Source organism: Cohnella lubricantis, from assembly GCF_014212015.1.
GTDB classification, from domain to species: Bacteria; Bacillota; Bacilli; order Paenibacillales; family Paenibacillaceae; genus Cohnella; species Cohnella lubricantis.
In genome coordinates this window covers 1-14,151 of sequence record NZ_JACJVN010000031.1, presented here as the reverse complement: position 1 = coordinate 14,151, position 14,151 = coordinate 1, and the positions used below count along the sequence as shown (strand labels likewise).

Sequence of the window (14,151 nt, the reverse complement as noted above, 5' to 3'; positions counted from 1 at the left end):
GGGAGAGATTGGCATGAGCAGTTTGTTTCCTACCTTTGCGCGCTATCCGATCACTATAGTCAAGGGGAAGGGGAGCCGCCTCTGGGACGACCAAGGCAAGGAATATCTCGACTTCATGACCGGCATCGCGGTCACGAGTCTGGGGCACGTCCCGGAGCGGGTCCAGAACGCGCTCGTCAGCCAGCTCGACCAGCTCTGGCACGTATCCAACCTTTTCTACAATCCGGTTCAAGAGAAGGCGGCCAAGCTGCTGACCGACAACAGTTGCGCCGACGCCGTCTTCTTCTGCAACAGCGGCGCCGAAGCGAATGAGGCAGCCATCAAGCTCGCCCGCCGTTACCATCAGAAGGTGCTCGGCAACGGCCGCTACGAGATCGTCACGCTGACGCACTCGTTCCACGGCCGAACGCTGGCTACGCTGACGGCGACCGGCCAAGATAAAGTGAAGGAAGGCTTCCTGCCGCTGCCGCAGGGCTTCGTGCACGTGCCGCTGAACGACTTGGCGGCGCTCGAAGCGGCTATTACCGATCAGACAGCGGCTGTCATGATCGAGCTCGTCCAAGCGGAAGGCGGCGTCCATCTCGCCGATCCGGCCTACGTGAAGGCCGTTCGCGAGCTATGCGACCGCCATGGCATCCTGCTTATTCTGGACGAGGTTCAGACCGGCATGGGCCGCACGGGCAAGCTGTTCGCCTATGAGCATTACGGCATCGAGCCGGACATCTTCACGCTCGCCAAAGGCATTGCCAGCGGCTTCCCGGTCGGCGCCATGCTCGGCAAGGCCGCGCTCGTCCCGGCGTTCACCGCCGGCTCGCACGGCTCCACGTTCAGCGGCACGCCGATCGCCACCGCGGCCATCGCGGCGACGATCGAGACGATGCTGCTCGAGAAGGCGCCCGAGCGCGCCGCCGCATCCGGCGAGCTGCTCGTCAGCAAGCTGAAGCAGGCACTCGCCGGCTTGCCGAACGTCACGGACGTTCGCGGCCTCGGCTTGATCGTCGGCATCGAATGCGCAGGTCCGGTGGCCGACATCGTTGCCGAGCTGCATAAGCGCGGCCTGCTCGTCATTACGGCGGGGCCGAACGTGCTGCGCCTGCTGCCGAACCTGCTCGTCACCGCCGAAGAGATCGACGAGGCGGTCGGCATTATCGCCGCCGTGCTGTCTGAGCAAGCGGCCGCTCTGTCCGCATCTAATTAATCGCATAGCGGCTGCCCGAGCGGCGGCCGACCCCATTTTCGAAGGAGGGATCGCCTTGCTAACGATCGATAACATAGAAGAGATCGCCAGCGGCCTGAAGGGCCGGGACTTTCTCGGACTGGCCGATTATAAGCCGGAGGAGATCCGCTACTTGCTCGATCTCGCGATCGACCTGAAGCGCAAGCAGAAGAACGGAGAGCTGTACCAGCCGCTGAAGGGCAAGACGCTCGGCATGATTTTCGAGAAGTCGTCCACCCGCACCCGCGTATCGTTCGAAGTCGGCATGTACCAGCTCGGCGGACACGCGCTGTTCCTGAGCCGCAATGACATCCAGATGGGCCGCGGCGAGACGATTCGCGATACCGCGATGGTCATGTCGCGTTACCTCGACGGCATGATCATCCGCACCTTCGGCCACCGCAACGTAGTCGAGCTGGCGCGCTCGTCGACCATTCCGGTCATCAACGCCTTGTCCGACCTATCCCATCCGTGCCAAGTGATGGCCGACTACCAGACCGTGCTCGAGAAGAAGGGCAAGCTCGAAGGACTCAAAGTCGCCTACATCGGCGATGGCAACAACATGCTGCATTCGCTTATGATGGGCGCGAGCAAGCTGGGCATGCACTTCGCCAGCGCGTCTCCGGAAGGCTACGATCCGGATTCCGATCAAGTGCGCCTCGCCCGCGAGTACGCAGAGGAGACCGGTGCTAAGATCGACATTCTGCGCGACCCGCGCGAAGCGATCGAGAACGCAGACGTCGTCTACACCGACGTATGGGCGAGCATGGGCTTCGAGGAAGAGCAGAAGGAACGCGAGCGCGCCTTCAGCGGCTATCAAGTGAACGAGGAGCTCGCGCAGCACGCGAAGCCGGACTACCTGTTCCTGCACTGCCTGCCCGCGCACCGCGGCGAGGAAGTGAGCGAAGGCGTCATCGACGGCCCGAACTCCGTTATTTTCGACGAGGCCGAGAACCGGCTGCACGCGCAGAAGGCGATCATGGCTGCGATTATGTAACTCTATTCCCGAATATAGAAGGAGCGGTTCCTACCCATGGCAAAACAAAAAATCGTGCTCGCCTACTCCGGCGGCCTCGACACCTCCGTCATTCTGACGTGGCTCAAGGAAACTTATGACGCCGAGATCATCACCTTCACCGCCGACATCGGCCAGAAGGATGAACTGGACGGCCTCGAAGAGAAAGCCCTCAAGACCGGCGCTTCGAAAGTATACATCGACGACCTGCGCGCCGAGTTCGCCAAGGACTTCATCTATCCGATGTTCCAAGCCGGCGCTCTCTACGAGGGCCAATATCTGCTCGGCACCTCGATCGCGCGTCCGCTGATCGCCAAGCGCATGGTCGAGATCGCCCGCGCCGAAGGCGCCACGGCCATCGCGCACGGCGCGACCGGCAAGGGCAACGACCAAGTCCGCTTCGAGCTGACCGCCGCCGCTCTGGCGCCCGACATTCAAGTGATCGCTCCTTGGCGCGATGAAGCGTTCCGGAGTGCGTTCCCGGGCCGCGCCGAGATGATCGCTTACGCCGAGAAGCACGGCATCAACGTCCAAGCATCGGCCGCGAAGCCGTATTCGATGGACCGCAACCTGCTGCACATCAGCTTCGAGAGCGGCATGCTCGAGGACCCATGGTTCGATTCGAGCGCGGACGACGTGCAGGACATGTACGTGCTGAGCGTCTCGCCGGAGCAAGCACCGGACCAGGCGGAGTATGTGGAGCTGGATTTTGAAGCGGGCAACTGCGTGGCGATCAATGGTGAGAAGCTGTCTCCGCTAGCTGTCATGGAGAAGCTGAATGAGCTCGGCGGCAAACACGGCATCGGGCGCGTCGACATGGTCGAGAACCGCTTCGTCGGCATGAAGAGCCGCGGCGTATACGAGACGCCGGGCGGCACAATCCTGTTCACCGCGCACCGCAAGATGGAGTCGCTGACGATGGACCGCGACGTCATGCACCTGCGCGACTCGCTCATCTCGAAGTATGCGTCGCTCGTGTACAACGGCTTCTGGTTCGCGCCGGAACGTCTCGCCATTCAAGCGCTCGTCGCTGAGAGCCAGAAGAACGTGACGGGCACGGTGCGCCTGAAGCTGTACAAAGGCAACATCATGGCCGCCGGCCTCAAGAGCCCGGTCAGCCTGTACAACCCGCACATCGCGACGATGGAGGCGGACCCGACGCAAGCGTATGACCAAGGCGACGCGACGGGCTTCATCCGACTGAACGCACTGCGTCTGAAGGTATCGTCCGGCGTGACTGGCGCATCCGGTTTAAACTGAAGGGAGTTTGGCTATGAGCAAGCTGTGGGGCGGTCGTTTCACCAAGCAAACCAATCAACTGGTAGAGGAATATACGGCGTCGATCACGTTCGACAAGGAGCTTGCCGAGGAAGACATTCAAGGCAGCCTGGCGCACGTGACAATGCTGGGGCATTGCGGCATTCTTCCCTCGGAGGACGTCGAGACGATCAAGGAAGGGCTGCTCAAAGTCCGCGGCAGGATTCAACGCGGAGAGCTTGAGTTCGCCATCGCCGACGAAGATATCCACATGAATATCGAGAAGGCGCTCATGGAGGAGATCGGACCGGTCGGCGGCAAACTCCATACGGGCCGCAGCCGGAACGACCAAGTCGCGACGGACATGCACCTGTACCTGCGCAAGCGCGTCGTCGAGTTCGCCGAACTTCTGTCCAAGCTGCAGGCTGCGCTGATCGGACAAGCCAAGGCGAACCTGGACACGATCGTCCCGGGCTACACGCATCTGCAGCGTGCGCAGCCGATTCTGTTCGCGCATCATCTGATGGCTTACGTGTCCATGTTCGGCCGCGACATTGAGCGCCTGCAGGACAGCTACAAGCGCATTGACGCGCTTCCGCTGGGAGCAGGGGCGCTGGCGGGCACGACGTTCGCGATCGACCGTCAGTACACGGCCAAGCTGCTGAACTTCGGCCGCGTGTACGAGAACAGTCTCGACGCCGTCAGCGACCGCGACTTCATCGTCGAGTTCCTGGCCGGCGCGTCGCTGATCATGGCGCACCTGTCGCGCCTGAGCGAAGAGCTTATTCTCTGGTCAAGCACCGAATTCCAATTCGTCGAGCTCGACGACGCCTTCTGCACCGGCTCAAGCATCATGCCGCAGAAGAAAAACCCGGACGTCCCCGAGCTAGTACGGGGCAAGACCGGCCGCGTCTACGGCAACCTGGTCGGTCTGTTGACCGTGCTCAAATCGCTGCCGCTGGCCTATAACAAGGACATGCAGGAAGACAAGGAAGGCATGTTCGACACCGTCCGCACGCTCCAAGGCGCGCTCCAGCTGTTCGTGCCGATGATCGAGACGATGAAGGTACGCAAGGACAAGATGCGCCGCGCCGTCGACCAAGACTTCTCGAACGCGACCGACATCGCCGACTTCCTCGTAGGCAAGGGCCTGCCGTTCCGCCAAGCGCACGAAGTTATTGGGAGAACGGTACTCTACTGCATCGAGAACGGCAAATTCTTGCTCGACCTGACGCTGGACGAATTCAAGCAATTCTCCCAGCTCTTCGATGAGCGGATCTACGACGTGCTGCAGCCGCAGAACGTCGTTAATGCCCGCAACGTATACGGCGGTACCGCAGCGCCGCAGGTGGCGGCCGCGATCGAGCGCGCCGAAGCCGAACTCGCCCGCACGCAAGCCTGGGCCGCCGAATACGCCGAGCGCAGCAAATAAGACGAAGCAGCGTCTGCCAAGGCAGACCCTGCGCATAAGCAAGCCAGCCCTCGACGATGGAGCTGGCTTCTTTGCTGCCTTTTCGACGCAACCAGCCCCCGAGCACGCGCCCCTAACCTGCGCTTCCCGTACCCGAATCCGCACCTGCACCAGCACCCGAACCAGCACCAGCACCCGCACCAGCCCCAGCACCCGCACCAGCCCCAGCACCCGCACCAGCACCCGCACCAGCCCCAGCACCCGCGCCCAGCACCTGGGCTGCCAGCTCCCCAACCGCATCCCTTTTTCCAGCGCTATTGAGGGCTTATCCCTATACCTCAGCCCCGCGCTTCGCGATCGAACGATCGGTGGGCACACCCCGCACAATTCTCGAAAATACTTGAAATGGGAACGTATGTTTGATACAATAAAAATAAGAACAAATGTTCGTTATTCGGAGGGGCTGTCATGGAGCCGCAGCTGACAATCGGAGCTTCTTGTAACCTATATACGACGGAGGAGGCGTGCGTCCGCGAGCTCTTCCGAATCAAGTGGCCCGATGGGTATCGCTGCCCGATCTGCCGCCACTCGCAGGCGACGGTCATTCGGACTCGGCGTCTGCCGCTATATCAATGCAAGCGCTGCCGGTACCAGACGTCACTAACCGCGGGAACTGTCATGGAGAAGAGCAAGACGTCTCTTCGCAAGTGGTTCCTGGCAATGTCCTGGCTGGCTCAAGGCATAAGCGCCAGACAGCTCTCGGACGCGATACAGGTCACGTACAAGACGGCTTGGTTGATCGCCCACAAGATTCGGCATGCGATCCATCTGGCAGAGTCCGAGCGGCTAGCGGGCGAGGTGCGGGTCCATGAAGGCCGATACGGCGCGACTTCCTTCGCCTCTATGTTTGATCGGCATGCGAGACGCCATCCATTGATCGCCGCTGCTTCCGTCACCCCGGCCGGCGCGTTAATTCGCGTGAAGCTGCACCAGGTGCCGCCGAGTCATCAGTGGGGCAATACCGTATCGAAGCTGGGATTCGAACATTTCATTGGTGAAAATGTATCCGCCAAGGCAAACGTCCAAACGGCCCCGGGCATCTACAACGCGGCGCGCCATCCATTGTCTATGCTTTGGAGGGCGGCCGCGCGCTGGATGAACGAGACCTACTTCGGTCTCCTCCCTAAGCACCTGCAGGCCTACTTGGACGAGTATGCCTATCGCCATAGCCTTTCTTCGAGTGACACACAGAGAGCCGGGAGCGGCGCTCCTTCCCTTCTTCAAGCATGCGCTTCCCATCCGGCCCTAACCTATCCGCAACTAACCCGCCGTCCCGCGTAAACCTGCACGTACTAACAACCCACATCCGTTTCCAGCAACTAGATCGAACAATTAAACCGCACCATACGAATCGAATAGATGAATGGGTATTTAACGAGGCAACTGCTGAGCCGAAGGGATAAGGCCCTAAAAGGAAAAAAAACAGATGTGCTGGAGACGAGACTCAAGCAAGATAAGCTAAAGGCAAGACAGGCAAGACAGGCAAGACAGGCAAGACAGGCAAGACAGGTACTGGCGGATTCTTCTGCCTCAAGCTGAACAGAGGGGATAAGCCCTCAAAAGCCGCTGAAAGACCATAAGCCTGCCCGAGATTGAGCTCAAGCAGGCCTTGGTAGAGCAAGCCTTGGTAGAGCAGGCTTTCGCAAAGCAAATTTTGGGCGGAGCAGGCTTTGGACAAGCGGATTTAGGTAAGTTTAGATGTTTACACGGGTTCAACCGGGCTGTCGGCGGACGGCTTCGGGGGCTGCTTATCATCGTCGCTAGCCGGGGCGATACGCGGATCGGCCGGATTGACGGCGACAATCTCGTCGTGAGAGCGATAGGTGCTGGTTGCCAGCTTCTCGCGCTCCGCGAATTTGCCGTCGATGAGCTTGACGCGGTACGTCTCGATGACGTAGCCAGTCCCGCCGGACTGCCGCACCGACGATTTGCCCAGCGCTACTTGGTTATCCGCTACATAGACCATTTTAGGAGCGGTGACTTGCTTCTGAACGGTCTCAATATCGTAGGAGACGTGTTCGTCCATCGTGCCGAACAGCTTGACGGTGAGCTCCTTATTGTTGACCTCTGCCTTAATGAGCAGCTGCTTGCCGGTCGAGTTGCGGAACCGGAAGTTAATGTATCCGTCCGCGAAGGTAGCGTCAAGACCGATAGGCAAATAGCTGACCGGAAGCGAATGGTTGCGCCGCTCGACGATGTCGAGGCCTTCGGTTCGAATCACGGCGTTGTAGAGTGTGCTGGACACTTGGCAGATGCCTCCGCCGATGCCAGGCGTCAGCTTGCCGTTCACGATGACCGGCGCTTCCTTATAACCGAATTGCTTCTCCGCCTTGTCGACAATCTTGCCGTAATCGAACTCTTCGCCCGGCATCAGCAAAGTGCCGTCCAACGCCTGCGCCGTCACGGAGACGTTGTACGATCGGCCCTCCGCGCTTGTGGCGAATGAAGTGGTGAATTCGGCAATTTTGCGATCGAGGCCTTCTTCCTTCAGACTGGCTTCCGTCACTTCCGGCGGCACTTGCACGACCGGGAGACCGACGCCGAGCGCTTGAAGTCCAGCGGATGCGACTTCGACCGCATCCGGAGCCAACGACACCGGCGCCAGCTTAACGATGGAGGCCATCAGCGCCTCCGTATCCAGCTCGGTTCCAAGCGTCTCAGGCGTGTAGACGACCTCGTCGGTGTCGTTGATCGTACGCGACGCATTGACGCCCTGCGAGCTCGCGAGCGCTCCCCAAGCATCGGCGGCTTCACGCTGGAATGCCGCCTTGTTCCACGTTACTCTTACACCGTAGTCGGTTGTTAGCATGGCCGTTCGCATGTTCGCCCGCTGCCGCCACGTCGCATCCCGATACGCTTCTAGCATAGCAAGGACATCCGATGCGTCGATGGACATGCCAAGCTGCTTCAAGGTTGGCGCTGGCGAAGAAGTCGACGCGGAGGGCAGGGTCGAGAAGGATAGCGTAGTTAGAGAGGATTGAGGAGAATTCATTGCTGTGACGACGGCATCAGAGCTTGGGGCTGTCGTTGACAGTGCAGGCTGAACCGCGGGGGGGGCGTTCATGACGACTTCCGTCGCCTCCAGCGCTTGAATTCGCGAGCGGACGTCTGCGAGCGCCTCGTCCGCCGTCAGGCCGCCGACCGACAGCCCTCCGACGGTGAGACCGTCCGGCAACGTTGAATACCGCTCCTCGCCGCCGTACAGCGCATAACCTCCCGCCGTACCTGCGCCAAGGCCGATCACCGCTGTGATCGCTGCCGCCCATAACCATCTTTTTCTCACCGGGCATCACTTCCCTCCTGAATCTCGGAACATAAATCGGCTCTCCATCCTCATATACGATGATTAAAAGCATATTGTTGTAGCGGCAGATTAGAAAATTCTCAATTATTTCCTCAAGTCCATGCGGTACAAGCTTCTGGGGCGACAAAACCCGACCTTTGCCAGCGAGAAAACATCGACAAAGAAAGGATTTTAAGGCATGATGTCGAAGTATCTAAAGTCTGAATTTGAACGGGAAGTGATCATGTGATAGAGATGCACGATGTATGGAAGACCTATCCCGACGGCACGACGGCTCTCCGAGGCGTCAGCGTCGTCATCGACCGCAATGATTTCGTCTATGTCGTAGGTCCGTCAGGCGCGGGCAAATCGACATTCATGAAGCTGATCTACCGCGAAGAAGTCCCGACCAAGGGCCAATTGTCCGTCAACGGGTTCAATATAGGCAAGCTTAGGCAGCGCAAAATCCCTTACGTTCGCCGCAACATCGGCGTCGTGTTCCAAGATTATCGTTTGCTTCCCAAATTAACCGCATACGAGAATATCGCATTCGCGATGGAAGTCATCGAGGCTTCGAAGCGCTCGATCCGCCGCCGCACGATGGAAGTGCTGGAGCTGGTCGGCTTGAAGCACAAAGCCTCCAGCTTCCCGTCCCAACTGTCGGGAGGCGAGCAGCAGCGCATCGCCATCGCGAGGGCCATCGTTAACAATCCGTCCGTTATCGTGGCGGACGAGCCGACGGGGAACCTCGACCCCGAGACGTCCTGGGGCATTATGAAGCTGATGGAAGAGATTCACTATCGGGGGACGACTATCGTTATGGCCACCCACAACAAAGAGATCGTCAACTCCATGCGCAAGCGTGTCATCGCGATTGAGAACGGTACGATTGTGCGGGACGAGCAAAGAGGGGAGTATGGCTATGAAGCTTAGCACTCTCTTCCGTCATATCCGTGAAGGGTTTAAGAACGTTACCCGCAACGGCTGGATGTCAATCGCTTCCATGGGGTCCATCATCGTATCGTTGTTTATTCTCGGCGTTTTTATGCTTCTTGCCATGAACGTGAACAAGCTGGCTGACCAGTTTGAGAATCAAGTCGAGATTCGCGTCTACCTGCAGCTCGGCACTGAGCAAGCCAAGATTGACGAAGTGAATCGGCTAATCGGCCGCATTCCGGAAGTGAAGGGCGTTACATTCGTCTCTAAGGATGATGGCCTCAAGCAGCTGACGGAGCGGATGGATGAAGACAACAAAGAGGCGCTGCAAGGCTATGAAGGCGTGAACAACCCGCTGCCGGATGGATTCGACGTGGAGCTGTTCGATCCGCAGAAGGTTGAAGACGTGGCAAGGCAGATCGAGGCGATCAATGCGAGCGACGCCGACAAGCCGATATCCAAAGTGAATTACGGCCAAGGAACGGTCGAGAAGCTGTTCCGCATCACCAATGCGGTTCGCAATTTCGGGCTTGTCATCGTCGCAGGGCTTGCCGTCATGGCCATGTTCCTCATCTCGACAACGATCAAGATGACGATTCTGAACCGCCGCCGCGAGATCGGCATCATGAAGCTCGTCGGCGCGACGAACAGCTTCATCCGCTGGCCTTTCTTCGTTGAAGGGATCTTGATTGGTCTAGGCGGATCCGCTATCTCTGCCGCGGTGCTGCTCTTTGGCTACTCGAGCTTGATTCGATCAGCGCAATACGATCTGGGCCTTATGCTGATCGAGTTCGCGAGCGTCGACGAAGTAGGCGGGTTCGTCGCAGGCACAATGCTTATTCTGGGGACGCTGCTAGGGATCTGGGGAAGCGTCGTCTCCGTTCGCAAATATCTTAAGGTGTAAGATTACCGGGGGAGGATGTTCGTGAGACGCAAGCTAGTGGCCGTAGTTGCTATGTTGATCGCCTTCGCTTGCTTGGTGCGGCCTTATGACAGCCACGCCGAGACACAGCTGGAGAAGATCGAGAAGCAGTTGAAGCAAATCCAGCAGCAGATGAATGAAGCGTCGAAGAGCAAGAAGGAAGCGGAGCAAGAGGCTCAAGCGTTATCCGAACAGAAAGAAGCGACCAAGGAAGAGCTCGAACAATTGATGCAGCAGCTAGCGCAAGCTTCGGATCAGCTCGACGCGACGCAGAAGAAAGTCGATGAGGCGCAGGAGAAGCTGCTGCAGACGACGCAGGAGCTGGAAGATGCGGAAGAACAAAGGCAGAACAAGGATGAGCTGCTGCAGTCGCGCCTTCGGCTGATGTACACGAACGGCGCGGTCTCTTATCTGGACGTGCTGCTCAGCTCAACCAGCTTCAGCGACTTCATCTCCCGCTTCGACGCTCTTCAATCCATCACCGCGCAGGACAAGCTGGTGCTGACCCAAGCGGAGGAATACGAAGCGCTCGTCACCGAGAAGAAGGCGCAGGTCGAGAGCGAGCTCAAGGAAGTCGAAGCGCTGTACAACGAGCTCGCCGATCGCAAGGCGGCGCTGGAAGTCAAAGAGCAATCCAAGGAAGCGATGGTCGCCAAGCTGAGTGAGAAGATCGAGGAGACCGACGACATCAGCGAAGAGGCTGAGAAGGCCATGGTCGATTTGGCCAAGCAATATTCGGAGGCTCTGACGAAGAAGAATCAGCTCAAGACCTATTACACAGGCGGCAAGCTCGGGCTTCCGCTCAAGGCATCGTATCGCATCTCCTCTCCATTCGGCTACCGGACGCACCCGGTAACGGGGGAGAAGGAGAAGCTGCATACGGGCATCGACATGGCCGTTCCGAAGGGGACGCCGATCTACGCGGCTGAGTCTGGCGTCGTCATCACGGCCCAATCGGTCAGCGGCTACGGGAATACGATCATTATCGACCACGGCGGCGGCTTGTGGACGCTATACGGTCATATCATGCCGGGAGGAATTCTCGTCAAGAACGGCGAAACCGTTAAGCGGGGAGAGAAGATCGGACTCGTCGGCATGACGGGCACGGCGACGGGATACCATCTGCACTTCGAAGTCCGCAAAGACGGCAAAGCCGTCGATCCGGCTCCTTATTTGAAATAGGACAAGCATCATACCTGCTGCGTTAAGGCATCAAGACAGCCGATCCGCGTTCCAACGTCCCTCGGATATTCTGGCAAGGGGACGGAGGGATGGGGACGGCTGTTTTTTGAGTGCCGGCATGTTAGCGGAGGGACAGTCATACAAGTAGTGAAGATGTTATTGGTGAAAAGAAGGTGGGTTTCCCTTGCTATATCGCGGCCGAACGGTGCTGGCGATCACTGTGGCGACAGCGCTGCTGGCCAGCGCTGCGACCTTGACGGCATTAAGTCTCGCGGGAAAGGCCGACGGCTTGCTTCGGGATGCCGGCTCGACGGCGAGCGGGGCGGCCGGGGGCTCAAAGCCGGCGGCAGCGGGCGGCCTCGGCGCAGATGAACTGGACAAGTTGAACCGAGCGGCAGGCTTAATCGCGAATGAGTCCTATTACTCGATCGACCGGGATGAGCTGATCGATGGAGCGATCGCCGGCATGCTCGGTTCCCTGGGCGATCCTTATGCGGAATACTATTCGAAGGAAGAAGCGGAGCAGTTGGCCGATTCAGCGGACACGGCCTTCACCGGCATCGGCGCAAGGGCGGAGATGCTAGACGGCGAGCTTGTCGTCGTCAGGGTGCTGGCGGGAACGCCTGCGGAGCGCGCCGGGCTGAAGGCCGGCGATACGCTGCTGTCGGTGAACGGCGATAGCCTTAAAGGGCTGGCCTTTGACGAGGCGGCAAGCAGGATTCGCGGTCCGAAGGGAACCAAAGCGAAGCTGCAGGTGAAGCGGGCGAACGCGGCGGAGCCGATCGAGCTGGAGCTGATCCGCGACCGAATCGCCGCCGAGACAGTGAGCTCCGAGTTGGATGCCGAAGGCGTTGGCATACTTCGGATAACGAAGTTCGCCTTCGGTACCTCAGAGCTGGCCGCGGCGGAGCTGGGCAAGCTGGAGTCCGGCGGCATGAAGGCACTGATCATCGACCTGCGCGACAACCCTGGCGGTGTGCTGGGTTCCGCCGAATCGACGGCGGAGCTGTTCGTTCCAAGCGGAAGAATGATCGTCATCGAAGAGGACAGCCAGGGGCACAGGAAGACGATAACGTCGGCTGGGAATCCGACGGGCAAGACGCGAACGTATCCGATTGTCGTGCTGATCAACGGCGGCAGCGCCAGCTCGGCCGAGATTGTGGCAGGAGCGTTGAAGCAATCGGCAGGAGCGACGCTGGTTGGCTCGCGGACTTACGGCAAGGGAACGGTTCAAATCAGCTTCGAGAACGAGCTGGGCGACGGCAGCCTGATGAAGCTGACGGTGATGAAGTGGCTGCTGCCGGACGGCTCCTGGGTTGAAGGCGGGGGGATCGCCCCGGACATCAGCGTCCCTGGGCTGCCTCAGCAGCCGGAGCCGGATCCGCAGCTGCAGGCCGCACGCGAGACGGCGCTTGGGCTGGTTGGTGAGAGCCGAGCGGAGTGATGAGCGAAGCATCAAGCATAGCATCAAGCAAAGCATCGGGCACAGCGTCTAGCGGGGAATAATTAGGGCGTGGAAGGAATTTGCCGCCTCCTTGTCGAATAGTATACAGACTTGCGAAAGGGGAACGGGTGCATGACTCCTCTGCTTCAATTGTTGGAGGAAGCGGGGCGTGCCTTGCTGGGCATGCTCTCGCTGCCTTATTTTTATATGGCTCTCTTGTTCGTTTGGTGGCACGCGAAGCAAGCTTCGACGCTGCAGCGGCGGCTGTTCCATGTCCGGCTGCACAGCTCGCTTCTCGTCGCCGGGTACCGAATTCTGTCCGGCATTGCGGTCGGCATCGTCATCTCGCTGGTCGGACTGACCGCCGGCGGCCGGCTGGATGAGACGACGCTGCTGTGCGTCTGGATCGCGACAGCCGTTCTGGCGATCTTCCGGCTGCGTTACATCTGTCTCGCATATGCGGCCGGTGCGCTAGGCGTCGTCCAGTCCGTGCTGACGTGGATTGGCGTCAGCGCCGCAGACGGGGAAGCGGTTCAGGCACTGCTGGACATCGACGCGGCGGGCTTGCTCTTCCTCGCGGGCGTGCTGCACGTCGCGGAGGGCCTGCTCGTGCTGTGGCAGGGCTCGAAGCATGCCGTGCCGCTGTTCCTCGAAGGCAAGCGGGGCAAACCGGTCGGCGCTTACTCTATCTCCGGCTTGTGGCCGGTGCCGCTGCTCTGGCTCGTTCCGGCATCCGGCGCGGATGCGATCTCCCTGCCGTGGACGCCGCTCTCGAGCGGGGACAGCTCGGCGATCGGCTGGAGCCTCGCCGCGTTCCCGGTGCTCATCGGCTTCACGACGCGAACGGAGTCGCGCTGGCCGGAGCGCAAGGCGCGCGAGACGGGCGTCGGCCTGATCGTCTATGGCGCGATCGTGGCGGGGCTGGCAGCCGGAACATGGTTCTGGCCGCAGCTCGGCATCGCCGCTTCGATAGCCGCGTTCGCGCTGCACGAAGGGCTCATTCTGTGGGGCCGCTGGCGCGAATCCGGCCGGCAGCCGGTGTATGTGCAGCACGGCCGCGGGCTGACGATTCTCGCCGTGCTGCCGGGAACGCCGGCGGCGGAGATGCAGCTGCAAGCCGGCGAGCGGATCACCAAGGTGAACGGGGCCAAGGTGAACGTGAAGGAGCAGCTGCACGACGCGCTGCAGCTGCAATCCGCGTTCTGCCGGCTCGAGGTCGTCAACCGAGAGGGCGAGATCAAGTTCGTGCAACGCGCGCGCTACGCCGGCGAGCACTACCAGCTGGGGCTCATCTTAGCCCCGGACGAGGATGCGGAATGGGTAGCGGCGCCGCGCTCGGCGTCGCTCTGGCAAGGGCTGCAGCGGGCCGGCGCCCGCAGGCGGCGGAATGCGCCGCTGGCAGTTCGCGCTGCCGAAGCCGAGGCC

The 14,151-nt window shown here is 60.1% G+C and carries 11 protein-coding genes; 10 read left to right on the top strand and 1 reads right to left on the bottom strand.

The annotated features are described in order from the left end of the window. Positions 1–13 precede the first annotated feature (13 nt). The 5 genes from argD to H4Q31_RS08575 all read left to right on the top strand — a co-directional run bounded on the left by argD (position 14) and on the right by H4Q31_RS08575 (position 6,240). The gene (gene argD / locus H4Q31_RS08595; protein WP_185178661.1) at positions 14–1,198 is read left to right on the top strand and encodes an acetylornithine transaminase; all 1,185 of its coding nucleotides are present in this window, start codon (positions 14–16) and stop codon (positions 1,196–1,198) included. Positions 1,199–1,262: 64 nt separating this feature from the next. After that, positions 1,263–2,213 (top strand): ornithine carbamoyltransferase, encoded by a 951-nt coding sequence (gene argF / locus H4Q31_RS08590; RefSeq protein ID WP_185178698.1) that lies wholly within the window; start codon positions 1,263–1,265, stop codon positions 2,211–2,213. A gap of 36 nt (positions 2,214–2,249) precedes the next feature. Then, positions 2,250–3,491, top strand: a complete 1,242-nt coding sequence (locus H4Q31_RS08585) for an argininosuccinate synthase (RefSeq protein ID WP_185178660.1) — start codon at positions 2,250–2,252, stop codon at positions 3,489–3,491. Positions 3,492–3,504: 13 nt separating this feature from the next. Further along, on the top strand, positions 3,505–4,920 hold the full coding sequence (gene argH / locus H4Q31_RS08580; protein WP_185178659.1) for an argininosuccinate lyase: 1,416 nt from the start codon (positions 3,505–3,507) through the stop codon (positions 4,918–4,920). A 447-nt stretch (positions 4,921–5,367) separates the two neighbouring features. Continuing rightward, positions 5,368–6,240 (top strand): transposase, encoded by an 873-nt coding sequence (locus tag H4Q31_RS08575; protein ID WP_185178658.1) that lies wholly within the window; start codon positions 5,368–5,370, stop codon positions 6,238–6,240. A gap of 421 nt (positions 6,241–6,661) precedes the next feature. Here the strand turns inward: H4Q31_RS08575 and H4Q31_RS21765 are convergent, their stop codons facing one another. After that, complete coding sequence (locus tag H4Q31_RS21765; RefSeq protein ID WP_185178657.1) at positions 6,662–8,242, bottom strand: VanW family protein; 1,581 nt, start codon at positions 8,240–8,242, stop codon at positions 6,662–6,664. Positions 8,243–8,488: 246 nt separating this feature from the next. Here H4Q31_RS21765 and ftsE point away from each other — a divergent pair, with 246 nt between their 5' ends. The 5 genes from ftsE to H4Q31_RS08545 form a co-directional block, all read left to right on the top strand. Then, the gene (ftsE, locus tag H4Q31_RS08565) at positions 8,489–9,175 is read left to right on the top strand and encodes a cell division ATP-binding protein FtsE (protein ID WP_185178656.1); all 687 of its coding nucleotides are present in this window, start codon (positions 8,489–8,491) and stop codon (positions 9,173–9,175) included. Continuing rightward, a complete protein-coding gene (gene ftsX, locus H4Q31_RS08560; protein ID WP_185178655.1) occupies positions 9,165–10,082 on the top strand; it encodes a permease-like cell division protein FtsX in 918 nt (305 codons plus the stop codon). Before ftsE ends, ftsX begins: the two co-directional genes overlap by 11 nt. A 15-nt stretch (positions 10,083–10,097) precedes the next feature. After that, positions 10,098–11,282 carry a murein hydrolase activator EnvC family protein gene (locus H4Q31_RS08555; protein ID WP_185178654.1) on the top strand — a complete coding sequence of 395 codons (1,185 nt, stop codon included), beginning with the start codon at positions 10,098–10,100 and terminating at the stop codon, positions 11,280–11,282. A 184-nt stretch (positions 11,283–11,466) separates the two neighbouring features. Then, positions 11,467–12,726, top strand: coding sequence for a S41 family peptidase (locus tag H4Q31_RS08550; protein ID WP_185178653.1), 1,260 nt, complete (start codon positions 11,467–11,469; stop codon positions 12,724–12,726). 132 nt (positions 12,727–12,858) lie between these two features. Continuing rightward, the coding region (locus tag H4Q31_RS08545) for a PDZ domain-containing protein (protein WP_185178652.1) at positions 12,859–14,151 on the top strand (1,293 nt) is incomplete at its 3' end.

Excerpts from the sequence above, each read along its gene's own strand:
- argD (WP_185178661.1), top strand. The coding sequence starts at position 14 with ATGAGCAGTTTGTTTCCTACCTTTGCGCGCTATCCGATCACTATAGTC.
- H4Q31_RS08585 (WP_185178660.1), top strand. The coding sequence starts at position 2,250 with ATGGCAAAACAAAAAATCGTGCTCGCCTACTCCGGCGGCCTCGACACC.
- argH (WP_185178659.1), top strand. The coding sequence starts at position 3,505 with ATGAGCAAGCTGTGGGGCGGTCGTTTCACCAAGCAAACCAATCAACTG.
- H4Q31_RS08575 (WP_185178658.1), top strand. The coding sequence starts at position 5,368 with ATGGAGCCGCAGCTGACAATCGGAGCTTCTTGTAACCTATATACGACG.
- ftsX (WP_185178655.1), top strand. The coding sequence starts at position 9,165 with ATGAAGCTTAGCACTCTCTTCCGTCATATCCGTGAAGGGTTTAAGAAC.
- H4Q31_RS08555 (WP_185178654.1), top strand. The coding sequence starts at position 10,098 with ATGTTCGTGAGACGCAAGCTAGTGGCCGTAGTTGCTATGTTGATCGCC.